We start from the raw sequence: 24,994 nt of genomic DNA on the forward strand, positions 1-24,994 counted from the left end.
TGCACTGCAAGACATGCGACATCAAGGACCCGACGCAAAACATCGTCTGGGTCACTCCCGAGGGCGGCGGCGGGCCGAACTACAGCGGCATGTAACGCCTTTTCGAAACCTTCAACCCTTCCATCACCAAAACGAGACACCGACATGAACGACCTGAACGGCTACGACATCGAAGACCTGAGCGTGGGCATGATGGCTGTCTTTTCCAAGACCATCACCGAAGCCGACATTGTGCTGTTTGCCGGCGTGTCGGGCGACTGCAACGCCATCCACATCAACGAAGAGTACGCGGCGACGACGCCCTTCAAAAGCCGCATCGCCCACGGTTTCCTGTCGGCCAGCGTGATCTCGGCGGCGGTCGCCAACCGCCTGCCCGGCCCGGGCGCCATCTACATGGACCAGCACCTGAAGTTCCTGGCGCCGGTGCGGCCCGGCGACACCGTGCATGCCACCGTCAAGGTGCGCGAAGTCATCGCCGAGCGGGGCCGCGTGGTGTTGCACACCACCTGCAGCGTCAAGGGCGTCGTGGTGATTGATGGCGAAGCGCTGGTGAAAGTTGATTCGTCGGTCCGGCGTGCCGCCAAGGCCACCGCCCTGCTGGCCGCCCCGGCCATTCATGCCACCGCCTGACCCCCACACGTTCAACCCTTCCACCAGAAAGTACCCCATGAGCTACCAAGCCCCCCTGAAAGACATGCTGTTCGCCATGCAGGAACTCGCCGGCCTGCCCAAAGTCAGCGCCCTGCCCGGCTTTGAAGACTATGACCTGGACACCGCCCAGGCAGTGCTGGAAGAGTCCGCCAAATTCTGCGAAAGCGTCATCGCACCGCTGAACTGGGAAGGCGACAAGACGCCGAGCAGCTGGAAAGACGGCGTCGTCACCACCACACCCGGCTTCAAGGACGCCTTCAGGCAGTTTGCCGAAGGCGGCTGGCAAGGCGTGATCCACCCGGCCGAATTCGGCGGCCAGGGCTTCCCGAAGCTGATCGCCACGCCTTGCGCCGAGATGCTGCATGCGGCCAACATGTCGTTCGCGCTGTGCCCGATGCTGACCGACGGCGCCATCGAGGCGCTGCTGGTGGCCGGCAGCGATGCGCTCAAGCGCAAGTTTGCCGCCCGGCTCATCAGCGGCGAATGGACCGGCACCATGAACCTGACCGAGCCCCAAGCCGGCTCCGACCTGGCCGCCGTGCGTTCGCGCGCCGAGCCGCAAGAAGACGGCACGTACAAGGTGTTCGGCACCAAGATCTACATCACCTACGGCGAGCACGACATGACCGGGAACATCGTCCACCTGGTGCTGGCCCGCGTTCCTGGCGCGCCCGAGGGCGTCAAGGGCATCAGCCTGTTCGTCGTGCCCAAGTTCATGGTCGGCGACGACGGCAGCCTGGGCGCGCGCAACGACGTGCATTGCGTGAGCATCGAGCACAAGCTCGGCATCAAGGCCAGCCCGACCGCCGTGCTGCAGTTCGGCGACCATGGCGGCGCTGCCGGCTACCTGGTGGGCGAGGAAAACCGCGGCCTCGAATACATGTTCATCATGATGAACGCCGCCCGCTTTGCCGTGGGCATGCAGGGCATCGCGATGGCCGACCGGGCGTATCAAAAAGCCGTGCGCTTTGCGCATGACCGCGCACAGAGCCGCGACCTGGCGGGGTCAAGCGGCCCGGTCGCCATCATCCACCACCCCGATGTCAAGCGCATGCTGCTGACCATGCGCGCGCATGTCGAAGGCGGGCGGGCCCTGGCCTATGTGGCAGCCGCCGCCAGCGACGCTTCGCACCATGCCGCAGAACCCGCCACCCGTGCACATAACCAGGCGATTTACGAGTACCTGGTTCCGGTCATCAAGGGCTTTTGCACCGAAATGTCCATCGACATGGCCAGCCTGGGCGTGCAGGTGCATGGCGGCATGGGCTACATCGAGGAAACGGGTGCCGCCCAATACCTGCGCGACGCCCGCATCCTGACGATCTACGAAGGCACCACCGCCATCCAGGCCAACGACCTCGTCGGCCGCAAGACGCTGCGCGACAAGGGCGCCGTGGCCAAGGCCCTGTGCGACCAGATCGCCAGCACCGAACAAGACCTTGCCGCGCACGACAACGACGACTGCAACGCCATGCTTGACGCCTTGCGCCAGGGCCGGCTGGCACTTGAAAAGACCATCGACTTCATGGTCGCCAACGGCAGGAGCGAGCCGAAAACGGTGTATGCCGGCGCGGTGAACTACCTCAAACTGGCCGGCGTGGTGCTGTGCGGCTGGCAGATGGCGCGCGCACTGATGGTGGCCCAGGACAAGATGGACAGCGACCCGGCGTTTTTCACCGCCAAGCTGGTCACCGCCCGCTTTTACGCCGAATCGGTGCTGACACAGGCGCCCGGCCTGGCCCAAAGCATCTGCCTGTCCGGCCCGACCACAAACCGCATGCCGGTTGACATGTTCTGAATGCCCGGCAGGCGACTGCAGCCTAACAAGTTTGTTTTTTTAAATGGAGGATGAAGCATGAGCTCTGAAATGTATGCCCGGATTCGAACGAATCCGAAATTCAAGGAACTGGTCAGCAAGCGCGAGCGCCTGGCCTGGACACTCACCGGCATCGTCCTGGTGCTGTTTTTCGGGTTGTTCCTGACGGTGGCCTTCAACCCGTCGGTGCTGGCGATCCGGCTGGGCGACAGCTTTGTGACCACCGGGCTATTGATTGGCCTTTTCGAATTCGTCCTGTTTTGGGCATTGACGGCGTACTACGTGATCCGTGCCAATTCGGAATTTGACGCGCTGACCGAAGCGCTGTTGCAAGAATCCATGAAAGCAAAAAAATGATGCAAAAAATCTTTCTGAAACTGGCCGCCGGCCTGCTGGCCCTGGGCGCCAGTGGTGCGGGAATAGCCGCCGGTGCCGTGGAAATCACGCAAAAGCAGCCGCTCAACGTCCCGGCGATCATCATGTTCGCCGTCTTTGTCGGCATGACGCTGGGCATCACCTACTGGGCGGCCAGCCGCACCAAGACCGCATCGGACTTCTACACCGCTGGCGGCGGCATCACCGGCTTTCAAAATGGCCTGGCCATGGCCGGCGACTACATGTCGGCAGCCACCTTGCTGGGCCTGACCGCCCTGGTGTTCACCAACGGCTACGACGGCTACCTGTTCATGATTGCGTTTTTTGTCGGCTGGCCCGTCATCTTGTTCCTGATGGCCGAACGCCTGCGCAACCTGGGCAAGTTCACCTTTGCCGACATCACGTCCTACCGGCTGGACCAGGGCAAGGTCCGCACGATGGCGGCCATCGGCTCGCTCACCGTGGTGTGCTTTTACCTGATCGTGCAGATGGTCGGCGCCGGCCAGCTGATCAAGCTGCTGTTTGGCCTGGACTACCACATCGCCGTGATCGTCGTCGGCGCGCTGATGGTCGTGTACGTGACCTTCGGCGGCATGGTCGCCACCACCTGGGTGCAGATCATCAAGGCTTGCCTGCTGCTGTTCGGCGGCACGGTCATCACGGTGCTGGCGTTTTCGCAGTTCGGCTTCAGCTTCAACACCCTGGCCGCGAAAACCATTGAAGTCCACAAGCTGAAAGACATGCTGTTTGCCCCCGGCAAGCTGCTGCAGGACCCGGTCAACGCCATTTCCCTGGCGCTCGGCCTGATGTTCGGCCTGGCGGGACTGCCGCACATCCTGATGCGCTTTTTCACCGTGAACAACGCCAAGGAAGCGCGCAAGTCGGTGCTGTACGCCGCCGGATTCGTCGGCTTCTTCTTCAACGTCATCTTGCTGATGGGCCTGTGCTCCATCGTCATCGTCGGCACCAACCCTGACTTCTTTGAAGGCGGCACGGTGGGCGGCAAGATCATCGGCGGCGGCAACATGGTGGCCATGCACCTGGCCAAGGCCGTGGGCGGCGACTTGCTGCTCGGCTTCCTGGCGGCCGTGGCTTTTGCGACGATTCTGGCCGTGGTGTCGGGCCTGGCACTGGCCGGCGCGTCGGCCATCTCGCACGACCTGTATGCCCGCGTGATCAAGAAAGGCAATGTGTCCGAAGCGCAGGAAATCAAGGTTTCCAAAATGGCGTCTTTCGGCATCGGCCTGATTGCCGTGGTGCTGGGCATTGCCTTTGAAAAGCAGAACGTAGCCTTCATGGCGGCGCTGGCCTTTGGCATTGCAGCGGCAGGCAATTTCCCGGTGCTGTTCTTGTCGATGTACTGGAAAGACCTGACGACGCGCGGCGCACTGGCAGCCGGGTACGGTGGCTTGATTGCTGCGGTGGTGCTGGTGGTGCTGTCCAAGTCCGTCTGGGTGACTGTGCTTGGCTACGAAACAGCCATTTTTCCGTACGACCAGCCGGCCCTGTTCGCCATGCCTTTGGCTTTCCTGCTGGGTTACATGTTCTCCATCACCGACAAGAGCCCGCGCGCCGCCAAGGAGCGTCTGGCCTATGCGGACCAGTGGGTTCGCGCCCAGACCGGCTTTGGCGCCGACGGTGCCGTCAGCCACTGACAGTCGCCTGAGACAATTAAAAAGCCCCGAAGTTCGGGGCTTTTTTTGTGCCGTCGCCACATTGGTGACGGTTCGTCCCGGCTTGCAGGCACCGCCCAGGCCAAGCTTCACGGTTCGGGAAGTTATCTCATCCATTGTTGTAGCTCGTCCTACTGTTGACTCTAGCGGCAGACTACTTGCCATCTGCTGCCTGGCAAGCGATAGTTGCCTGCAGAAGGCAACCAAAGGAAGACATGAAGATGCTGAAGACGACAGTGATCCTGGGGGCCCTGTTTTTGTCCGGATGCGCCGCGCCGACTTTGTCACCCAGAACTGCAGAGACTGCCACGCCAGCCCCCTTGGCCGGCAAAGCCGCACTGGTGGCGCAGTCTCGCGAAATTCGCAGCAAGATCACCGAACGCAAGCAAAAGATAGCGGTTTTTGAAGTCATGCTCACCGACGTCGAGCGACGGGCTGCCAGGTCTCAAATCAACCTGACCTACCTTCCCAACACCAATGTCGAGCCAGAAGTTACGACGCAGCGCAGCGACCCGGATCGCCTGTCTGTCGCGGTCAGGCCCTCGCCCAATGCGGCGCCTTCTGAAACATCCATGGCGGTAAAACCGTCCACGAAACAACGGTTGGTTCGCAAGTCACCGGCAAAAAAGAAAAAAATCCGGCCAAAAAGTTCTTCAGTCACTGGCGAACAGTTGGCCCGGGATCCTAAAAGCCGAATCCGCACGCCGGACAACGCGCGTCAGTAAAGGCCTGGCAGGCAGCCCATCGAAACCATCGGGTTTGCTACGTATTCAATAGCTGATTGCATATATGCAGTGTGCGCAAAAGCCATATTCCATCATAAAAACCGCTCCAGCAATCGGCGCGATGCCTTGTCGAGCACCGACATGTCGGCAATGCGGTACTGCACGCCTTCGCTGGCGGCGATCAGCAGTTCGCCACTTTTCAGCCGGCGGATGTCTTCTTCTCCCTTGAGCACAAAGGCCGTGTTGCCCCGGTCGGTTTCCACCGTCCAGGTGCTGGGGGTGCCGAACGACGACACGCTCACCAGCCGCTTGATCTCGGGCACGAAATCGCGCAGCGTGAGTTCTTCGTGCAGCAACTGCCGCACGGCGATTGGCAGCTCTGACAGCTGCTCGATCCAGACCAGTTCATGGCCTTCCGTGCTGACCAGTGAAATGCCTTCCTCAGGCGCAGCCAGCGGAAAGGCACGCACCGGCACCACGCCGGTGTGCGTCTGGCCCTGGGCATCGACAAAATACAGCCGCCCTGACGCTTCGCGGTGGAGCTGGAATTGCGGGGTGAACGTGAAATTGGTCATGGTCGGTCCCTGGCTCATGAAGGGGTGTTGCCGGCACGCTGGGCGGTATGCTCCAGCTGGGAAATTGCAATGGCTACACTGCTGGCACGGCGGCTTTCAGCCGCGCTGCTGTCATCGCCCTTGTCATCCACCTGGCGCGACTGCGCTTCGTACAGCCGCCAGTAGTGGCCTTGCCTGGCCATCAGTTCGTCGTGCGGGCCAACTTCAACCACCTGCCCCCGGTCCATCACCACCAGCCGATCGGCTTTGCGCAGCGTCGAAAGGCGGTGCGCAATCGCAATCGTCGTGCGGCCCTGCACCAGGTTGTCGAGCGCCTTCTGGATTTCCTTTTCGGTCTCGGTATCGACCGACGAGGTGGCCTCGTCGAGGATCAGGATGCGCGGGTCGATCAGCAGCGCACGCGCAATCGAGATGCGCTGGCGTTCGCCGCCCGACAAGCCCTGGCCGCGCTCGCCGACCAGCGAGTCGTAGGCCTGCGGCAGCCGCAGGATGAATTCATGCGCATGCGCGGCGCGCGCGGCAGCGACGATTTCGACACGGCTGGCGCCAGGCTTGCCGTAGGCGATGTTCTCGGCAATCGTGCCGAAGAACAGAAAAGGTTCCTGCAGCACCAGCCCGATGTGGCGCCGGTAGTCGGCCACGGCAAAGCGCCGGATGTCAATGCCATCGACCTGAATGCCGCCGTCGGTCACGTCATAAAAGCGGCACAGCAGGTTGACCAGCGTGCTTTTGCCCGAGCCGCTGTGGCCGACCAGGCCGATCATCTCGCCGGGCTTTATTTCCAGGTCGAGCCCGCGAATCACCGACCGGTTACCGTAGCGAAAGCCCAGTCCCTTCATGTCGATGCGGCCCTGCAGTTTGTCAATCTTCACTGGCTGCGCGGGCTCCGGCACGTTGGACACATGGTCCAGGATGTCGAAGATGCGCTTGGCGCCGGCCGCCGCCTTTTGCGTCACCGAGACGATGCGGCTCATCGAGTCGAGCCGGCCATAGAAACGGCCAATGTAGGCGATGAAGGCGGTCAGCACGCCGACGGTGATCTGCTGCTTCGACATCAGCCAGATGCCAAAGGCCCAAACCACCAGCAGGCCGATTTCGGTCAACAACGACACCGTGGGGGTGAACAGCGACCAGACCTTGTTCAGCCGGTCATTGACCGCCAGGTTCTGCTGGTTGACGACCCGAAAGCGCTCGGCCTCGCGCTTTTCCTGGGCAAACGCCTTGACCACCCGGATGCCGGGAATGGTGTCGGACAGTACATTGGTCACATCCGACCAGACGCGGTCGATCTTTTCAAAACCGGTGCGCAGCTTGTCGCGCACCACATGGATCATCCAGCCGATAAAGGGCAGCGGCAGCAAGGTCGCCAGCGCCAGCCAAGGGTTGATGGAAAAAAGGATGGCGGCGGTCATGCCGATCATCAGCACGTCGGTGGCAAAGTCCAGCGCGTGCAGCGACAAAAACACGCAGATGCGGTCGGTTTCAGAGCCGATGCGCGACATCAGGTCGCCGGTGCGCTTGGCGCCAAAATAGTCCAGCGACAGCTCCAGCAAGTGGTCGAACGTAGCGGTTCGGAGGTCGGCGCCGATGCGCTCGGACACCAGCGCCAGCAGGTAGGTGCGCGCCCAGTTCAGCGCCCAGCCCAGCAGTGCGGCGGCCAGCAGCGCCCCCAGGATCAACCCGACCTTGCCGGGTTCGATCTGCTGGCCGTTCTGGTACGGGATCAGGATGTCGTCCATCAGCGGAATCGTGAGATACGGCGGCACCAGCGTGGCGGCGGTCGACGCCAGCGTCAGCAAAAAACCCGACAGCAGCTGCCAGCGGTAGGGCCGGGCAAAACGCCACAGCCGCAGCAACACCCAGGTCGAGGGCGGCGTGTGGACTTCGCGGGCGCACGCCGGGCACTCGTCGGTGTCAGGCGGCAACGGCGTATCGCATTCGGGGCACAGAGGAATCTCCTGCGCAGGACGGTCCGCCTCAATCGCCTTGAGCCGGGCTGCGCTGGCCTGTCGCTGGGCCTGCTGCTGTCCAAACAGACGCACCATGCGCAGCGCTTGTGGATTCGCGCCCAGGGTGAAGCGCCAGATGGCCAGGCGCCGCGAAGGCTCGCCCTGGACGTTGTGCAGTTCCAGCGTTGCAACACCGGCATGGTCGAAGTGTCGCAAATCGAGCTTTTGAATGGGCTCGTCGTCATGGTTCTGCATAAACAGGCTGGACCATTTGCCGGCTGCATTGCGCGACAGCAGGCGGCGATCTGTCAGGACCAGCGCGCCGGCAGCAAAATGCAGCGACGGGTCCAGGTCAACCAGCAGGGTACACAAAACGTTCTCTTGGGTTGCCAGCTGTGATGCCAGCCCTGCAAGTGCCGGGGCGTCGGAGCTGGAATCTTCCACAGGGTGCTGATTTTGCATGTTGTCTCGAATTCATTTACCGGTCATGACCGTGTTGCCGGCGGCGGTTCCAACACCCCGTCAGTTGTACGGGCGGAGTGCCAAGGGTAGCCAAAACCTGGATTTTCGCCCAAGCGGCTGGCTGGCCTGTGAGGTTAACCTCCAGAAATCGGTGGCAGCCCCCGACCCTGCAGTGCCCAATTCGTAAAGCGGCACAATGGGCTTGACCCATTCATCACAATTTTTTCTTCCAACCCTGGCCGGCATGTCGCCGGACCGGAATCAAAACGTCGCACCGGCCAAGCCGGTTGACCCTAATAAATTTGTCAACCATGAGCAAACTGGACGATATCAAACTGCTGCGCATCCACTACCTGCGCGGACCCAACATCTGGACCTATCGGCCAGTGCTGGAAGTGTGGCTGGACCTGGGCGTTCTGGAAGATTTTCCGAGCAACCTGCTGCCCGGCTTCAATGACCGCTTGCTGGGCCTGCTGCCAGCGCTGATGGAGCACCACTGCGGCGTTGGCGAGCGCGGCGGCTTTCTGCAGCGCCTGAACGAAGGCACTTGGACCGGCCATGTGCTGGAGCATGTGGTGATCGAGCTGCTCAATCTGGCCGACATGCCGACCGGCTTTGGCCAGACGCGCAGCACGTCGAAGCACGGCGTGTACCGCATGGTGTTCCGGGCACGCAATGAACAGGTTGCCCGCACCGCACTGGCAGAGGGCCACCGTCTGCTGATGGCCGCCATCAATGACGAGCCTTATGGCGCAGCCGGTGTCGGGCAAGCCGTGCAGGCCATTCGCGACCAGATTGAAAACAGCTACCTCGGCCCCAGCACCGCAGCCATCGTGGCGGCGGCGACTGACCGGGGCATTCCGCACATCCGCCTGAACGACGGCAACCTGGTGCAACTGGGCTATGGCGCCAGCCAGCGGCGCATCTGGACGGCCGAGACCGATCTGACCAGCGCCATTGGCGAAAGCATTGCCCATGACAAGGACCTGACCAAAAGCCTGCTGGCCAGCTGCGGCGTGCCGGTGCCAGAAGGCGCCGTCGTCAACAGCGCCGAAGAAGCCTGGGATGCGGCGCAGGACATTGGCCTGCCGGTGGTCGTCAAGCCGTCGGACGCCAACCACGGCCGGGGCGTGTCGCTGGACCTGAACACCCGCGAACAGGTCGAGGCGGCCTTTGCCATCGCCGAACCCGAAGGCAGCGATGTGATGGTCGAGCGCTATGTACGCGGCCACGAACACCGCCTGCTGGTCGTGGGCGGGCGCGTGGTGGCCGCCGCGCGGGGAGAAGTCGCGATGATCACCGGCGACGGCAAACAGACGGTCAGGCAACTGATCGACGAACAGATCAACACCGACCCCCGGCGCGGCCTGGGTGAAGATTTTCCGCTCAGTCGCATTGACACCGACATCGATGGCGCCATCGTGCTCGAACTGCAACGCCAGGGCTTGACGCCCAAAGCCGTTCCCGCAGCCGGCCGCGAGGTGCTGATCCAGCGCAACGGCAATGTGTCCATCGACTGCACCGACGACGTTCACCCTGACGTGGACTACATCGTCTCCCTGGCCGCCCGCGTGGTGGGTCTGGACATTGCCGGCATCGACGTGGTGGCGCAGGACATCTCGCGTCCGCTGCACAGCCAGGGTGGCGCGATTGTCGAGGTCAATGCCGGCCCCGGCCTGCTGATGCACCTCAAGCCTGCGCAGGGCGCGCCCCGACCCGTGGGCCGCGACATCTGCGACCACCTGTTTGCGCGCCATGTTGAAACGCCGGGCTACCGCATCCAGGAAAGCAACGGCCGCATTCCCATCGTCGGCATTGCCGGGCAGCAAGGCACGCAGCACATTGCGCGGCTGGTGGCGTGGCTGTTGCACCTGTCGGGCCGCTACACCGGCCTGGCCTGCCGGGACGGCCTGTTCCTGGACCAGCGCCGCGTGGAAAGCGCTGACAGCACGAACTGGGAAGCGGGCCAACGCCTGCTGATCAACCGGGCGGTTCAAGCGGCGGTGTTTGAAAACGGCGCCGACACCATTTTGCGCACCGGGCTGGCCTATGACCGCTGCCAGGTTGGCGTGGTCACCGACCTGGGCGGCACTGCCGAACTGGCAGAATTCGATATTTTTGACGACGCCCAGATGGTCAAGGTCATTCGCTCACAGGTCGATGTGGTGCTCCCGGACGGCGCAGCGGTGCTCAATGCCGCCGATGCCGGCGTGGTGGAGATGCAGTCACTGTGCGATGGCGAAGTGATTTTCTACAGCACCGACCCGCAGGCAGCAGCCCTCGCTGCGCACCGCGCCAGCAATGGCCGGGCGGTGTACATACGGCAAAACCAGGTGGTGCTGGCCACCGGCGGGGCCGAGTCCTTTTTGCCCGGCTTGCACAAACTCAGTGCCTGGTGCGCGCGCCATGCAAAAAGCGGCATCGCCGAGCCGTCGCTGCTTGCCGCTGTCGCCACTGCCTGGGCACTCGATATTCCGCTCAACCTGATTGGCGCGGGCATCGAGGCTTTTGAATCCAACCCACTACCTGCCGGAAAGACCGCCTGATGGAAGTTTCCCGCATCCGGGCCCTGCGCGGCCCCAACCTCTGGAGCCGGCGCACCGCCCTCGAGGCCATCGTCACTTGCAGCCCCGACGAGAGTTCCATCGACAACCTGACGGGTTTCGAGTCCCGCATTCGGGCACTGTTTCCGGACATCGGCATTCTGCGCGACAGCGGCCCGGCCGGTCCGGTTTCGCTGGCTCATGTGCTGGAAGCGGTGGCGTTCGAGTTGCAAGCCTATGCCCGCTGCCCGGTCACCTTCAGCCGCACGTCTGCCACGCTGGAAGCCGGTATTTACCAGGTCGTGGTTGAGTACAGCGAAGAAGCGGTGGGCCGCCTGGCCTTCGAGCTGGCTCAGGCACTGGTACATGCCGCCCTGCACGACGGCTCTTTTGACGTGCAGGCCGCCATCGACCGCTTGCGCGATCTGGATGAAGACGAGCGCATGGGCCCGAGCACCGGCGCGATTGTCGATGCGGCCCTGGCTCGCGACATTCCCTTTCGCCGCCTGACCAAGGGCAGCATGGTGCAATTTGGCTGGGGTTCGCGCCAGCGCCGCATCCAGGCCGCCGAACTCGACAGCACCAGCGCCGTGGCTGAGTCGATTGCGCAGGACAAGGACCTGACCAAAAAACTGCTGCGTGCCGCTGGCGTTCCCGTGCCGTTGGGCCGGCCGGCCCGCGACGCGGACGACGCCTGGGCAGCAGCCCTGGAAATCGGCCTGCCAGTGGTGCTCAAGCCGCAGGATGGCAACCAGGGCAAGGGTGTAACGGTCAACGTCACAACCCGCGAGCACCTGGGCATCGCCTACCGCGCCGCCGCCGAGCATGGCGAGGTCATGGTCGAGCGCTTTTTGCCGGGCTGCGACTTTCGCCTGCTGGTCGTTGGCGACAGGCTGGTCGCCGCCGCCCGGCGCGAACCGCCACAGGTGGTCGGTGACGGCCTGAACACCGTGCGCGCGCTGGTCGATACCGTCAACCAGGACCCCCGCCGCGGCGAAGGCCATGCCACCTCGCTGACCAAGATCCGCTTTGACGAGATCGCTGTGGCCCGGCTTGATGTTCAGGGCCTGAGCCCTGAATCGATCCCAGCCAAGGGCCAGCGTGTGATCCTGCGCAACAACGCCAACCTGAGCACCGGCGGCACCGCCACCGATGTGACCGACGAAGTGCACCCCGAGGTTGCCGCCCGCGCCGTGGCGGCCGCGCAGATGATCGGCCTGCACATCTGCGGCGTCGATGTGGTGTGCGAGAGCATGCTGCTGCCGCTGGAAGCGCAAAACGGCGGTGTGGTCGAGGTCAATGCCGCACCCGGCCTGCGCATGCACATCTCGCCGTCTTACGGCAAGGGCCGCGCGGTGGGAGCCGCCATGATCGACGAGCTGTTTCCGGCCGGCGACAACGGCCGCATTCCGGTGATTGCGGTGACCGGCACCAACGGCAAGACCACCACCACGCGCCTGATTGCCCACCTGCTGGCCGCGCATGGCCTGCGCACCGGCATGACCAACACCGACGGCGTGTACATCAACGGCCGGCAAACCGACAGCGGCGACTGCAGCGGCCCGAAAAGCGCACGCAACGTCTTGATGCACCCGGACGTGGACGCTGCCGTGTTTGAAGTCGCGCGCGGCGGCGTGCTGCGCGAAGGCCTGGGCTTTGACCGCTGCGAAGTCGCCGTGGTCACCAACATCGGCAGCGGCGACCACCTCGGGCTGAACTACATCACCACGGTGGAAGACCTGGCGGTGCTCAAGCGCGTGATCGTGCAGAACGTCGCGCCCACCGGTTACGCGGTGCTCAACGCGGCCGACGCCATCGTCACCGGGATGGCCAGGGCCTGCCCCGGCAAGGTGATCTTTTTTGCCACCGACCGCCACCATCCGCTGATGGCGACGCACCGGGCGCAGGGCAAGCGCACGGTGTTTGTCGACGGCCCGATGCTGGTGGCCGCCGAAGGCTCGCGCGTCGAGCGCATTGCGCTGCAAGGCATTCCTGTGACGCGCGGAGGCACCATCGGCTTTCAGGTCGAGAACGCCATGGCGGCCGTGGCGGCGGCCTGGGCGGTCAACCTGAGCTGGGACACGATCAAAAGCGGCCTGGCCAGCTTCGTCACCGACACGCACAATGCGCCGGGCCGCTTCAACGTGATGGACTACGCCGGTGCTACCGTGATCGCCGACTATGGCCACAACCCCGACGCCATGCATGCATTGGTGGCCGCTGTGAATGCCATGCCGGCGCAGCGTCGCAGCGTGGTCATCAGCGGCGCAGGCGACCGGCGCGACAGCGACATCACCGATCAGACGGTCATTCTGGGCGCCGCATTCGACGACGTGATCCTCTACCAAGACGCCGCCCAGCGCGGCCGGGCCGACGGCGAGGTGATGGCGCTGCTGCGGGGCGGCTTGCAGGGCGCCAGCCGCACGTCACGCATTGACGAAGTGCGCGGCGAGTTTGCAGCCATCGACGAGGCGCTGTCCCGCCTGCAGCCGGGCGACCTGTGCCTGATCCTGGTCGACCAGGTGCAGGAAGCACTGGACCACTTGGCGCTGCGCATCAGCGAGGCAAAAGACAAATTGCTGGCGCGTTCCTGAAGCCCGGGCCGGCAGCAGCAGGTGCAAGCCGGCCCTCGAATCACGGCCAGCGCCGCCACAAGCCGCCGGTCCAATTTTTAGTCAAATAGGTCGTTTGCGCACAATGCACGGGCGTTAGCAGCTATTTATTAAATAGCAAACTACAAATCTTTCAGTCAACTGCCGCGTTAAACTTCGGCGATGACATGGAACGCAACGCTGGCACTCGACTACAGCCGACAGGCTGAAAAAACCGTCGCCCATTTTCGCCACAGCGGCCCGCTGCGCATCCTGCAAAGCCTGTACCCCGAGGGCGACGGCATCTGTCACAACGTCATCGTCCACCCGCCCGGCGGACTGGTCGGCGGCGACACGCTGGACCTGGCCTTCAGCGCCGGTCCGGGCGCGCACGGCCTGGTCACCACGCCCGGCGCCACGCGTTTTTACCGCTCCACCGGCGAAGCCGCGCTGCAGCACACCCGGTTGTCGCTGCAGGCCGGCGCACGCATGGAATGGCTGCCGCTGGAGGCGATCTGCTACAGCGGCTGCCTGGCAGAAAACCGCCTGACGATGGAACTCGCACCCGGCGCCGAACTGATCGGCTGGGACGTGACGGCATTCGGCCTGCCCGCAGCCAACCTGCCGTTTGCGCAAGGTCATTTTTGCCAGCACATCGAAATGCCCGGTGTGTGGCTGGAACGCGCGCGTATCAACGCCAGCGACACGCTGCTGCTGAACAGTCCGCTGGGCCTGGCGGGCCACCGCTGCCTGGCGTCGATTTTCTTCGTGGCCGGCAGCAAGCTGGAGCGAAACCGCCGGCAGGCCGCGCTGGACGTGGCGCGGGAAGTCATCGAAGCGCATGCCTTGTGCGCCACGGCAGGCGCCACAAGCCCCGATGGGCAAGTCGTCGTCGTCAGGGTGCTGGCGCCGCTGGTTGAGCCGGCGATGGGATTGCTCAAGCAGGTCTGGCAGGCCTGGCGCGGCCACTTCTGGCAGCAGCCGGCGTCCACCCCACGCATCTGGTCCATGTAGACAATACGTACCGGGCACAAAGCTCAAGGAGAAGCCGGTGTATTTTTTTGAAAGACAGGTCCTACAACTGATTCCGGCATAGCACGCATCCGGCCCGCCGCATTTCCTGTCAGAGTGCAACGCCAGGTGGTTTCACACTGGTGACATTCATTTTTGTCAGGAGCTCCGATCATGTTCACATCCCTCAAGTTACCTACTATGGCGAATTCGAACGTCAAACGCATGGGCCGGGGTGCTCGCTATTTCGGACTCACCACCCTGATCGTCATGTCTGCAGCCAACGCACAGGTGACGCCGCTGGACGCCACCGGCCTGGATGCCTCGGGCAAGGCCAAAAGTGAACTGGCCACTTGCAACAGTGGCACGACCCAGCAAGACCGGGACGCCTGCCTCCGGGAAGTGCGTAATGCAAGCGCAGAAAAACGCGCGGGCACGCTGCACAATGGCGGCGACTACAGCGCCAACGCCATGAAGCGCTGCGATGTCTTCAAGGAAAGCCGGGACTTGGCCGACTGCCGTGCGCGTGTCGAAGCGCAGGCGCAAGTCGATGGCAGTGTGGCCAGCGGCGGCGTGATGCGCCGGAGCGAGACCGTGGTGCCTGCCGTGCCGAAGTAAGCTAGGAAACGCCTTTAACCATGGTAGCCACGGCAACCACGGCAACCGGAAGACTGAAGAAAAACGCAGCGCCCTCGCCCACCGCGCCCTGTGCCCAGATGCGGCCACCGTGGCGGGTAACGATCCTGTGTGTCGTTGCCAGCCCTATACCGGTGCCTGAAAATTCTCCGGGCGAATGCAGGCGCTGGAAAGTACCGAAAAGCTTTTCGGCATAGGCCATGTCAAAACCGGCCCCGTTGTCACGGACATAGAACGTTTTCATGCCTGCACCGTCTTCGGGCAAATAGCCCATCCAGATTTCCGCCCCGGCCGTGTTGACCGTGAATTTCCAGGCATTTCCGATCAGGTTTTCCATCACCTGACGCAGCAACGCACGGTCGCCCACCGCCATCAGACCAGACTGCACATTGACTTTCACCACACGGCCATTGTCCCGCTCACTGCAGGCTTGCAGCACCGCTGCCGCCATCGCGCCCAGGTTGACGGTTTCGCTTTTCAGGCTGGTTCGCGACACGTGGGCCAGCGACAACAGGCCATCGGTCAGTTCGTCCATTTGCCTCACACCGGCGCGAATGCGGTGCAGGTAATGCTTGGCTCGTTCGGCTGTCCCGAGGGCAATGGACTTTTCAAGCAGATGGCTAAAGCCGTCGATCGAGCGCAACGGTGCCCGCAAATCGTGCGCCACGGAGTATGAGAAAGCCTCCAGTTCCTTGTTGGCAGCTTCCAGTTCGGCAGTGCGCTGCCTGACCTTGTCTTCAAGTTTTGTATTGAGGTTGTTGATCTCGGCCTCGGCCCGTTTGCGCTTGGTCACGTCACGCAAAAACAGGTTGCTGCAAGGCTGGCCGCCGGGCGACAGGTAATTGCTCAACGACAGTTCACATTCAAACTGTGAGCCATCGCCCCGGTGCATGTTGACCTCGCCCCTGGCATAACCCGACAGCATCGCCTGCGCAACCAGGATATGAAAACGCGAGTCATGGCGGTCCACCAAGCCCGCCCGGCCGCGCTGCCGGATCTCATCCTGCGTCAGCCGGAAAAGCTTGCACGCCGCAGGATTGGCATACTGGATCGAGCCGTTCGGCATGGCCTGCAAAATGCCGTGAAGGCTGCTTTCAAACAACTGGCGAAAGTTTTCTTCGCTGGTGCGAAGCGCCAGCTGGGCGGCTTGCCGGTCTGAAATATCCATATGCATTCCGGACATCTGCTCCGGCTTGCCTGCCAAGGTCCGGGTTGACACCTTTCCCCGGGCCAGCACCCATATCCAGCGGCCGTCGCGATGGCGTATCCGGTGTTCACATTCAAAATACTGGCTCTCTCCCCGAAAATGCCGTTTCAGCGCCGCTATCAACGCTTTCACCTCGTCAGGATGGACGCGCTTGATCCAGTCTCTGATGTACTGAGGGCCCAGCTGCGCCAGGTCATACCCCATCATCGCTGCCCAGCGCTCATCAATCTGAAGCTTGCCGGTCTGCACATGCCACACCCATGTTCCCACATTGGTTCCTTCCACAATGTTGTGAAGGCGCTGGCGTTCAAGCGCCAGATCGGCCGTCATCCGCTGCGCCAGCGCCAAGGCGCGCGCGCGGCCGCTGCCCAGCAACCAGATGATCAAGGCCAGAAGGCCGCTCAGCAAGCTGCCTGACATGCCTACCAGCCAAGGCGCCAGCCTGCCCTGCCGGGCTTCAAAAGCTGTCGTGGTGCCCATGCGCAGCGTCAGCGGCCGCCCTCCGACCAGCACGACGCGCGAGGTCTCGAACATTGGCCTGGCGTCCTTTGCTAGGCGGGGAATTCCGCCGAGTTCAAACAACAGCTTGTCTGGCGTTGCGCCCAAATCATCCATGCTGTCATAGATCGCCAGGCGGGTCTGCCCCCCCATTCCGGCAGCGACCTCGGCCATTATTTCGTCCACCACCACAGGCGCAACCAGAATGCCCAGCAATTCGGCTCGTCGCTGCTCCACCGTGGCGAGCTGCAATCCCGCCCGGTAGATCGGCAGGTGAAATACAAAGGCAGGTCGCTGACGCTCATCCTGGGCCAGCTGCATGCGCCCGCTGAGCGTTGCCTCGCCGGTCGTGATGGCGCGCTCGATCGCCTGCATCCGGACCGGGTCGTCAGCAAGATTGAGTCCCAGCGCGGCCTGGTTGGGCACGGCAGGCTCCATAAACTTGATGACGTACAGCTCTGACGCAGTGCCCCGGTTTTTCACCGTAAACGCGGGGCTGCCATCGCGCCTTTGCGCTGCCACAAAAGCATCCACAGCGCTGGAGTTGACCCGTTCGATAAAGCCAAAGCCGCGAATTCCAGGGTATTCCAGGCTGACATTGCTCGACTCGACAAAGGCACGAAACTCGGCCCGTTCCACCGAAACGCTGGCGGCATAAACGCCCGCAGCCCCTTTCAGTCCGGTAAAAGGCAGGTTGAGGTGGTGTTTGACGTCCACTTCGGTGCGTTCAACCTGCTGCTTAAAGAGGTTCCTGGCCCGTGTTTGAAGGTCTTGATGCTGCCAAGCCAAGACCGCCGCAGTGATGCCCAAGCCGACGACCAGCACCAGTGCCGTGGTCAGACGCGTCATACGTGTATTGGCGTCGGAGCTGTTTTCGTCAGTGGACAGGTAAGAGTGAAAAACGTTCATCGAATCGAGCGCGTGGTTGACGCGCCCTGTGGAAATAGCCCGATAGTATCCCCCAGCTGTCCAGAGTTTTTTCCTGTCGCAAGACAGGCAAAACCGTGCGGCTTGTGGCTGTCAGCTCAGGCAAAGCGCAGCGCGCCCATCAGGAACAGGCAATTGCCGTGTCGCCTGGACAGCGGTCAGATAGCCACCAGTTGCCGCACGCCGTCGGCGGGCATGTTCTTGCCCAGCCCGCGCGCAATGAACTCGCCGCGTTCCATGACCATGTAATCGTCAGCCAGTTCCTCGGCAAAGTCGTAGTACTGCTCGACCAGCAAAATCGCCATGTCACCCCGGTCGGCCAGCATGCGGATGACGCGGCCGATGTCCTTGATGATGCTGGGCTGGATGCCTTCGGTCGGCTCGTCCAGAATCAGCAGCCTGGGCTTGGCGGCCAGGGCTCTAGCAATGGCGAGTTGCTGCTGCTGCCCGCCCGACAGGTCGCCGCCCCGGCGGTGCAGCATCTGCTTGAGCACCGGGAACAACCCGAACAGTTCGGCAGGAATCGGCGTGCTGGCGCTTTTGTACGCCAGGCCCATGCGCAGGTTTTCCTCGACTGTGAGCCTGGCAAAGATTTCGCGCCCCTGGGGGACGAAGCCTATGCCGGCCCTGGCGCGCTCGTAAGGCGTGTCTTTATGGATGGCTTTGCCGTTGAATTCGATGCTGCCGGTCTTGATGGGCACCAGGCCCATGAGGGATTTGAGCAGCGTGGTCTTGCCGACGCCGTTGCGGCCGAGCAGGACGGTGACCTTGCCGAGGTGCGCTTCGAGGCTCACATCGCGCAGGATGTGGGAGCCGCCGCCGTAGTATTGGTTGATATTTTTGACTTTCAGCATGACTTTGTCCTTTTGGCGATTTTGGTGTGGCTGTGGCTTTGCTTGCACCTGCTGGCCGGGGGTAGCCCGGCGGCTACTCACTTTCTTTTGCTTCGCCAAAAGAAAGTAAGCAAAGAAAAGGCGACCCGGCTGCCTGGGTCCCTTCGCTGCGCTTCGGGCAACCTGTGATGAGGGGCAAAAGCGGGGGTCCGCGCAAACTCGCCTGCGGCTCAAACAGCGCGCGGCCCTGATCCCGCTTTTGCCCATCATCACAGGCTCAGCCAGAACGGGGCTTGCGGGAGCGGATTCGGATTCGGGGTCACATGCGGTCACTTTTTCATCGAAAGTGCTGTTTCCGCTTGATACGCCTGCACAAGCAGCTATTGAATTAGTAGCATTCATAATTCGCACCTGGGCGCGGTGGCTGTTGGCTTTTTTCCCCGCCTGTCCCGTCTGTCCGGGCCTGCGATGCCCCGGAAAAACGGGATCAGGGCGGCGCGCTGTTTGAGCGCAACGCAGTGAAGCGAGTTTGCGCCGACCCCCGTTTTTCCGGGGCAGCGCAGGTTGCCCGCAGCGCAGCGCAGGGACCCGGAAAGTCGGGTCGCCTTTTCTTTGCTTACTTTCTTTTGGCGAAGCAAAAGAAAGTGAGTAGCCGCCGGGCTACCCCCGGCCAGCAAGTGCAAGCAGCGGTAACCCAGCCACGAGCAAACACCAAAGCCGCCAAAGCCCAGATCACCGCCCAAGATAAACCTCAATCACCCGCTCATCCGCCTGCACCTGGTCCAGCGTCCCCTGCGCCAACACAGACCCGTCGCACAGCACCGTGACGATCTCCGAAATCGTGCGGATAAAGCCCATGTCGTGCTCGACCACCATCAGCGAATGCTTGCCTTTGAGCGTCAAAAACAGCTCGGCCGTGCGCGCCGTTTCCTCGTCCGTCATGCCAGCGACAGGTTCATCAAGCAGCAGCAGCTTCGGGTCCTGCATCAAGAGCATGCCGATTTCCAGCCACTGCTTTTGTCCGTGGCTCAGATTGCCGGCCAGGCGGTTCACGCTGCCCGCCAGGTGAATCGTCACCAGCATTTCAGCCAGCCGGTCGCTTTGCTGCGAATCGAGCTTGAAGAACATCGACGACCACACCTCCCGGTCTCGGCCCTTGTGGGTCTTGAGCGCCAGCTCCAGGTTTTCAAACACCGTGAGCTGCTCGAACACCGTGGGCTTCTGAAACTTGCGGCCAATGCCCAGCTGGGCAATTTCGGCTTCCTTGTGACGCAGCAAATCAATCGTGCTGCCAAAAAAAACCGTGCCTTCATCGGGCCGGGTTTTGCCGGTGATGATGTCCATCATCGTCGTCTTGCCCGCGCCATTCGGGCCGATGATGCAGCGCAATTCGCCCGGCGCAATGTCCAGGCTCAGCTGGTTGATGGCCTTGAAACCGTCGAAGCTGACGCTGACATTTTCCAGGTACAGGATGCGGCCATGGGTCACATCGACTTCGCCCGGCGTGGCAATGCGGCCGGTGCTGGCGCTGCGCCCGCCGGACTCGGTGTTGTTCAGCCCCGCTGGCGATGCGCCATGGGCTTGCAACCGGCGCGCGCCCGCTTCTAGAAGATCGGGGGTCATTGCTCACCTTTATTGCGAAGTTTCTTCACCAGCCCGACAACCCCATTGGGCAGGAACAGCGTCACGCCAATGAACAGGGCGCCCAGAAAATACAGCCAGAACTCGGGATACGCCACCGTCAGCCAGCTCTTGGCGCCGTTGACGATGAACGCTCCCACGATCGGCCCGATCAGGCTGGCGCGGCCGCCGACCGCTGCCCAAATCGCAATTTCAATTGAATTGGCTGGGCTCATTTCGCCGGGGTTGATGATGCCGACCTGCGGCACGTACAACGCCCCCGCCACGCCGCACATAATGGCCGAAATCACCCAGATCGTCAGCTTGTAGCCCAGCGGGCTGTAGCCCGAGAACATGACCCGCGTTTCCGCATCGCGAATGGCTTGCAGCACCCGGCCGAACTTGCTGCCGACCAGCCACTTGGCAAACAAAAAGAAACCCAGCAGCGTGAGGCCGGTCATGACGAAGAGCGTCATGCGCATGGTCGGCGTCGCAATCGGGATGTCCAGGATGCGCTTGAAGTCGGTGAAGCCGTTGTTGCCGCCAAAGCCGGTTTCATTGCGAAAGAACAGAAGCATCGCGGCAAAGGTCATGGCCTGCGTGATGATGGAAAAGTAAACGCCCTTGATGCGCGAACGAAACGCGAAGTAGCCAAACACAAAGGCGACGACGCCCGGCACCGCGACGATCAAAATCAGCGTGGCGGCAAAGCTGTCGCTGAAGGTCCAGTGCCAGGGCAATTCCTTCCAGTCGAGGAACACCATGAAGTCCGGCAGGTCGCTTTTGTAGTTGCCGTCGGCGCCAATCTGGCGCATCAGGTACATGCCCATCACATAGCCGCCGAGCGCAAAAAACACACCGTGGCCGAGCGACAGGATGCCGGTGTAGCCCCAGATCAGGTCCATGGCGAGGGCTGCGATGGCATAGCACATGATTTTGCCGAGCAGCGCCACCGCATAGGTGCTCAGGTGCAGCGCATGGCCTTCGGGTACCCAGAGGTTGAGCACCGGCGCCACGGCGCAGACCGCGATCAGCGCCGCCATGAAGGCGCTCCAGCCGGTACGGGTGAGCAGCGGCCCTTTGCCAGGAAGCAGGGCGCGCCCGGGGCTGGATGGCGCTGGCGGGAGGGCCTGAACTGGCGCTTCAGGCGTCAGATCGGTGCCCTGCTCCGCAAGCAAGGATTCGTTGATGGTGGGGAATGGTGTGCTCATGATTTATGCCTCTGCCGAACGGCCTTTCATGGCGAAGATGCCCTGGGGCCGCTTCTGGATGAAGATGATGATGAACACCAGCACGGCGATCTTGGCCAGCACGGCACCGGTCCAGCCTTCGAGGAATTTGTTCAGAATGCCCAGGCCCATGGCGGCATACACCGTTCCGGCGAGTTGACCGACGCCGCCCAGCACGACGACCATGAAGGCATCGACGATATAACCCTGCCCCAAATCCGGGCCGACGTTGCCGACCTGGCTCAGCGCGCAACCGGCCAGACCGGCAATGCCGGAACCCAGCGCAAAGGCGTAGGTGTCGATGCGCGCGGTGTTCACGCCCATGCAGGCGGCTATCGGGCGGTTTTGCGTCACGCCGCGCACGAACAGGCCAAGCCGCGTCTTGCTGATCAGCCAGGCCACGCCGAGCAGCACGGCTACCGCAAAAGCAATGATCACCAGCCGGTTGTAAGGCAGCGACAAATTGCCCAGCACCTGCACGCCGCCGCTCATCCAGACCGGGTTTTCAACACCGACGTTTTGCGCGCCAAAGATCGAGCGCACCAGTTGCTGCAGCATCAGGCTGATGCCCCAGGTCGCCAGCAGCGTCTCCAGCGGCCGGCCATAGAGGAAGCGGATCACGCTGCGTTCCAGCAGCGCACCCATCAGCGCCGAGGCGAGGAACGCCACCGGCACGGCGGCCAGCAAATACCAGTCGAAGGCGCCGGGCAGGTATTTCTGGAACAGGCCCTGCACCACGTAGGTGGCGTAGGCGCCAATCATCATCAGCTCGCCATGCGCCATGTTGATGACGCCCATCAGGCCGTAGGTGATCGCCAGCCCCAGCGCCACCAGCAGCAAAATGCTGCCCAGGCTGATGCCGCTGAACATCGCGCCCAGCCTGTCGCCCCAGGCCAGCGACGCCTCGACCCTGGCCAGCGCCGCCTTGAGCGCGACTTTCACATCGGCATCGGTTTCCAGCGGCAAGCGCTCGATCAGCACGGTCTTGGTGATGGGGTTCTTGCTGCCTGCAAGCTGGGCCGCGGCGTCCAGGCGCCGGGCCTTGTCACTGCTGCCCAGCAGGATGGCGGCGCGCATCATCTCCAGCTTGTCCTTGAGCTGTGGAACAGTCTCTGCGGCATAGGCTTTGTCGATCAGCGGCAGGCGTGCCTCGTCGGTCTCGCCGGTCAATGTCTTGATGGCGGCGGCGCGCGTCGCCTCGTCTTTGGACAGCAGCTTGAGCGCGGCCAGCGCGTTGTCCATCTCGCTGCGCAAATAATTGGGGTTGATCACGTCTTCGGCATCTGGCGGCAAAGGTACTTCGGCGCCGCTGAGCGGGTCCAGCGCTTTGCCGCCCTGGATGACGAACACCTTGTCGCCGCGCGTCTTGACGGCATCATCAGACAGCGCCTGGATGAAAGCGACAGTTTTCTCATCTGCGTCGGCTGCGGCCTTGTTCAGCGCCGTCACGCGCGCTTCAACATCGCCAAATGCGATGCCTTTTACCTCGTCTGCGCTTAAGGCATGGGCGGCACCAGCTATGAAAAGGGTAGCAATGAGGAATAGGTGTCGAAGTCGCATGAAAAAACCTGTAGGTTGGGCGGGCACGGCCCGTGGCGGCACGCCCAGACTGCAACTTCATTGAAAAGCGGTCACGCCGATTTCAAATGGCTGTCATTGCGGCCCCGGATCAGGTCCGGGGTTTCAGCACCCGCAATCCATGGCCCCGAATTCATGGATGCCGGGTCCCCGGATCAGGTCAGGGGCAGGCTCAGCCCGGCATGACATGGGTACATCGGAAACTTCTGCATCCCTCCCTCCCTCCCCCACCGGGGATGGGACGGGGTGGGGGCCGTTCCCGAATCCGGATTTACTTCTTGGCGACGCTTGTGCCCTTGACCGGCTCGTCAGGCTTCTTGTCGTTGCCTTCGATGTACGGGCTCCATGGCTTGGCCTTGACCGGACCAGGCGTTTTCCAGACCACGTTGAACTGGCCGTCGGCCTTGATCTCGCCGATGAACACCGACTTGTGCAGGTGGTGGTTCTTCTCGTCCATCTTGGACACAATGCCCGATGGTGCGTTGAAGGTCTGGCCGGCCATGGCGGCAATCACCTTGTCGGTGTCGGTGGACTTGGCTTTTTCAACCGCCTGCTTCCACATGTTGATGCCGATGTAGGTGGCTTCCATCGGGTCGTTGGTCAAAGGCTTGTCGGCGCCGGGTAGCTTCTTGGCCTTGGCGTAGGCAGACCATTTGTTGATGAACTCGGTGTTGGCCGGGCTCTTGATCGACATGAAGTAGTTCCAGGCCGCCAGGTGGCCGACCAGCGGCTTGGTGTCCACGCCGCGCAGTTCCTCTTCACCGACCGAGAAAGCGACGACCGGCACGTCCTTGGCCTTCAGGCCGGCATTGCCCAGTTCCTTGTAGAAAGGCACGTTGGAGTCGCCGTTGATGGTCGAGACCACCGCCGTCTTGCCACCCTGCGAGAACTTCTTCACGTCAGCCACGATGGTCTGGTAGTCCGAATGGCCGAAGGGCGTGTATTTCTCGTCGATGTCCTTGTCGGCCACGCCCTTGCTCTTGAGGTAGGCGCGCAAAATCTTGTTGGTGGTGCGCGGGTACACATAGTCGGTGCCCAGCAGCACCCAGCGCTTGGCGCCGCCGCCGGCCTTGCTCATCAAATAGTCAACGGCAGGAATGGCCTGCTGGTTAGGCGCTGCACCCGTGTAGAACACGTTCTTGCTCAACTCTTCACCTTCGTACTGCACCGGGTAGAACAGCAGGCCGTTCATTTCCTCGACCACCGGCAGCACCGACTTGCGGCTGACGCTGGTCCAGCAGCCGAAGATGACGGCAACCTTGTCCTGGCCGAGCAGCTGCTTGGTTTTTTCAGCAAACAGCGGCCAGTTGGAGGCCGGATCGACAACGACGGGTTCCAGCTTCTTGCCGAGCACGCCGCCCTTGGCATTGATCTCGTCAATCGCCATCAGGACGGTGTCTTTCAGCACGGTCTCGGAAATCGCCATGGTGCCCGACAGGCTGTGCAGGATGCCGACCTTGATGGTGTCCTCCGCCGCATGAGCCGATAGCGCAGGCAGCGTAGCCAGGGCGACGGCGGCAGTGAGCGCCTTGAGGGTGAATCGACGTTGCATGTGTGCTTCTCCGGTGGGTTTGACAAGTTGGCATTTCGCGGGACGGGGCCTGGGAAACAGGGCCTTTTGTGTCGCGATGAATGGACTTTAGGGAAAAGCGGGGCATTGGGAAATACGCCGGGTGGCGTATGAGGCGTGGCGGGGATGACTGTTGATGCACGCCCTGCAAGCGCTGCAAACATGAAGCTTTATAAATGTACCCACGCAACTTTCAGTACGGTTTCACGCAGCCGTCTGCACCACCACCCGGTCTCGCTCAATGATGCGGCGAAAAGCCTCGCTGGTGGCCGCCCAGTCCACCACATCCACGCGAATCGACAGGTTGGAGGTTTCGAAGGCATCGGTGATGGCGGCCAGTTGCGCCAGCGTCAGCGGCTGGGGGGTCATCAATGCCAGGTCAAGATCGGAATACGGCTTGGCAGCGCGCCGGGCACGAGAACCAAAGGCCCATACCTCCAGGCCGGGAACTTGCTCACGCAAGATGTTCAATACGTCAACCCAATCACGGGGGGAAATGTCGATAGGCACTTCGGTCGTCATGAC

General features: G+C 62.4%; 19 protein-coding genes. 10 read left to right on the forward strand and 9 right to left on the reverse strand.

All coding sequences use genetic code 11. The features are described from left to right. From IWX87_RS15435 to IWX87_RS15460, 6 genes are all read left to right on the forward strand, one after another. On the forward strand, window positions 1-95 hold a 95-nt coding region (locus IWX87_RS15435; protein WP_139347019.1), incomplete at its 5' end, for a 4Fe-4S dicluster domain-containing protein. A 49-nt stretch (window positions 96-144) separates the two neighbouring features. Beyond that, complete coding sequence (locus IWX87_RS15440) at window positions 145-630, forward strand: MaoC family dehydratase (protein WP_196864424.1); 486 nt, start codon at window positions 145-147, stop codon at window positions 628-630. Between the two features lie 37 nt (window positions 631-667). After that, a complete protein-coding gene (locus IWX87_RS15445; RefSeq protein WP_196864425.1) occupies window positions 668-2,449 on the forward strand; it encodes an acyl-CoA dehydrogenase in 1,782 nt (593 codons plus the stop codon). Between the two features lie 57 nt (window positions 2,450-2,506). Next, window positions 2,507-2,824 (forward strand): DUF485 domain-containing protein, encoded by a 318-nt coding sequence (locus IWX87_RS15450; RefSeq protein ID WP_196864426.1) that lies wholly within the window; start codon window positions 2,507-2,509, stop codon window positions 2,822-2,824. Then, window positions 2,821-4,497, forward strand: coding sequence for a cation acetate symporter (locus IWX87_RS15455; RefSeq protein WP_196864427.1), 1,677 nt, complete (start codon window positions 2,821-2,823; stop codon window positions 4,495-4,497). The genes IWX87_RS15450 and IWX87_RS15455 overlap by 4 nt, the downstream gene beginning before the upstream one ends. A 239-nt stretch (window positions 4,498-4,736) precedes the next feature. Further along, window positions 4,737-5,240: a hypothetical protein gene (locus IWX87_RS15460; RefSeq protein ID WP_196864428.1), complete on the forward strand. Its 504-nt coding sequence runs from the start codon at window positions 4,737-4,739 to the stop codon at window positions 5,238-5,240. Window positions 5,241-5,332: 92 nt separating this feature from the next. Here IWX87_RS15460 and IWX87_RS15465 read toward each other — a convergent pair whose 3' ends face one another. Both IWX87_RS15465 and IWX87_RS15470 read right to left on the reverse strand, forming a co-directional pair. Next, entirely contained in the window at window positions 5,333-5,833 is a 501-nt protein-coding gene (locus IWX87_RS15465; protein ID WP_231374846.1) for a DUF1854 domain-containing protein, read from the reverse strand. Beyond that, window positions 5,830-8,226: an ABC transporter ATP-binding protein gene (locus IWX87_RS15470; RefSeq protein ID WP_196864430.1), complete on the reverse strand. Its 2,397-nt coding sequence runs from the start codon at window positions 8,224-8,226 to the stop codon at window positions 5,830-5,832. Before IWX87_RS15470 ends, IWX87_RS15465 begins: the two co-directional genes overlap by 4 nt. 311 nt (window positions 8,227-8,537) lie before the next feature. Here IWX87_RS15470 and cphA (IWX87_RS15475) point away from each other — a divergent pair, with 311 nt between their 5' ends. The 4 genes from cphA (IWX87_RS15475) (at window position 8,538) to IWX87_RS15490 (ending at window position 14,989) form a co-directional block, all read left to right on the forward strand. Further along, a complete protein-coding gene (gene cphA, locus IWX87_RS15475; protein ID WP_196864431.1) occupies window positions 8,538-10,772 on the forward strand; it encodes a cyanophycin synthetase in 2,235 nt (744 codons plus the stop codon). Then, window positions 10,772-13,363: a cyanophycin synthetase gene (gene cphA, locus IWX87_RS15480; protein ID WP_196864432.1), complete on the forward strand. Its 2,592-nt coding sequence runs from the start codon at window positions 10,772-10,774 to the stop codon at window positions 13,361-13,363. Before cphA (IWX87_RS15475) ends, cphA (IWX87_RS15480) begins: the two co-directional genes overlap by 1 nt. Window positions 13,364-13,543: 180 nt before the next feature. Next, a complete protein-coding gene (locus tag IWX87_RS15485) occupies window positions 13,544-14,374 on the forward strand; it encodes an urease accessory protein UreD (RefSeq protein ID WP_196864433.1) in 831 nt (276 codons plus the stop codon). Between the two features lie 171 nt (window positions 14,375-14,545). After that, complete coding sequence (locus tag IWX87_RS15490) at window positions 14,546-14,989, forward strand: hypothetical protein (RefSeq protein WP_196864434.1); 444 nt, start codon at window positions 14,546-14,548, stop codon at window positions 14,987-14,989. Window position 14,990: 1 nt separating this feature from the next. On the opposite strand, the gene IWX87_RS15495 is transcribed toward IWX87_RS15490, so the two are convergent. The 7 genes from IWX87_RS15495 to IWX87_RS15525 form a co-directional block, all read right to left on the reverse strand. After that, entirely contained in the window at window positions 14,991-17,621 is a 2,631-nt protein-coding gene (locus IWX87_RS15495; protein WP_231376558.1) for a CHASE domain-containing protein, read from the reverse strand. Between the two features lie 176 nt (window positions 17,622-17,797). After that, on the reverse strand, window positions 17,798-18,493 hold the full coding sequence (gene urtE, locus IWX87_RS15500; RefSeq protein WP_196864436.1) for an urea ABC transporter ATP-binding subunit UrtE: 696 nt from the start codon (window positions 18,491-18,493) through the stop codon (window positions 17,798-17,800). A 711-nt stretch (window positions 18,494-19,204) separates the two neighbouring features. Continuing rightward, the gene (gene urtD, locus IWX87_RS15505; protein WP_196864437.1) at window positions 19,205-20,095 is read right to left on the reverse strand and encodes an urea ABC transporter ATP-binding protein UrtD; all 891 of its coding nucleotides are present in this window, start codon (window positions 20,093-20,095) and stop codon (window positions 19,205-19,207) included. Continuing rightward, window positions 20,092-21,303 carry an urea ABC transporter permease subunit UrtC gene (gene urtC, locus IWX87_RS15510; protein ID WP_231374845.1) on the reverse strand — a complete coding sequence of 404 codons (1,212 nt, stop codon included), beginning with the start codon at window positions 21,301-21,303 and terminating at the stop codon, window positions 20,092-20,094. The genes urtD and urtC overlap by 4 nt, the downstream gene beginning before the upstream one ends. Before the next feature lie 3 nt (window positions 21,304-21,306). Then, a complete protein-coding gene (urtB, locus tag IWX87_RS15515) occupies window positions 21,307-22,881 on the reverse strand; it encodes an urea ABC transporter permease subunit UrtB (protein ID WP_196864438.1) in 1,575 nt (524 codons plus the stop codon). 289 nt (window positions 22,882-23,170) lie between these two features. After that, complete coding sequence (urtA, locus tag IWX87_RS15520; protein WP_196864439.1) at window positions 23,171-24,451, reverse strand: urea ABC transporter substrate-binding protein; 1,281 nt, start codon at window positions 24,449-24,451, stop codon at window positions 23,171-23,173. Between the two features lie 222 nt (window positions 24,452-24,673). Further along, on the reverse strand, window positions 24,674-24,991 hold the full coding sequence (locus tag IWX87_RS15525) for a nucleotidyltransferase family protein (RefSeq protein ID WP_196864440.1): 318 nt from the start codon (window positions 24,989-24,991) through the stop codon (window positions 24,674-24,676). Between the last annotated feature and the right edge of the window lie 3 nt (window positions 24,992-24,994).

The organism is Polaromonas sp. CG_9.7 (assembly GCF_015752205.1).
Classification (GTDB): Bacteria; Pseudomonadota; Gammaproteobacteria; order Burkholderiales; family Burkholderiaceae_C; genus Polaromonas.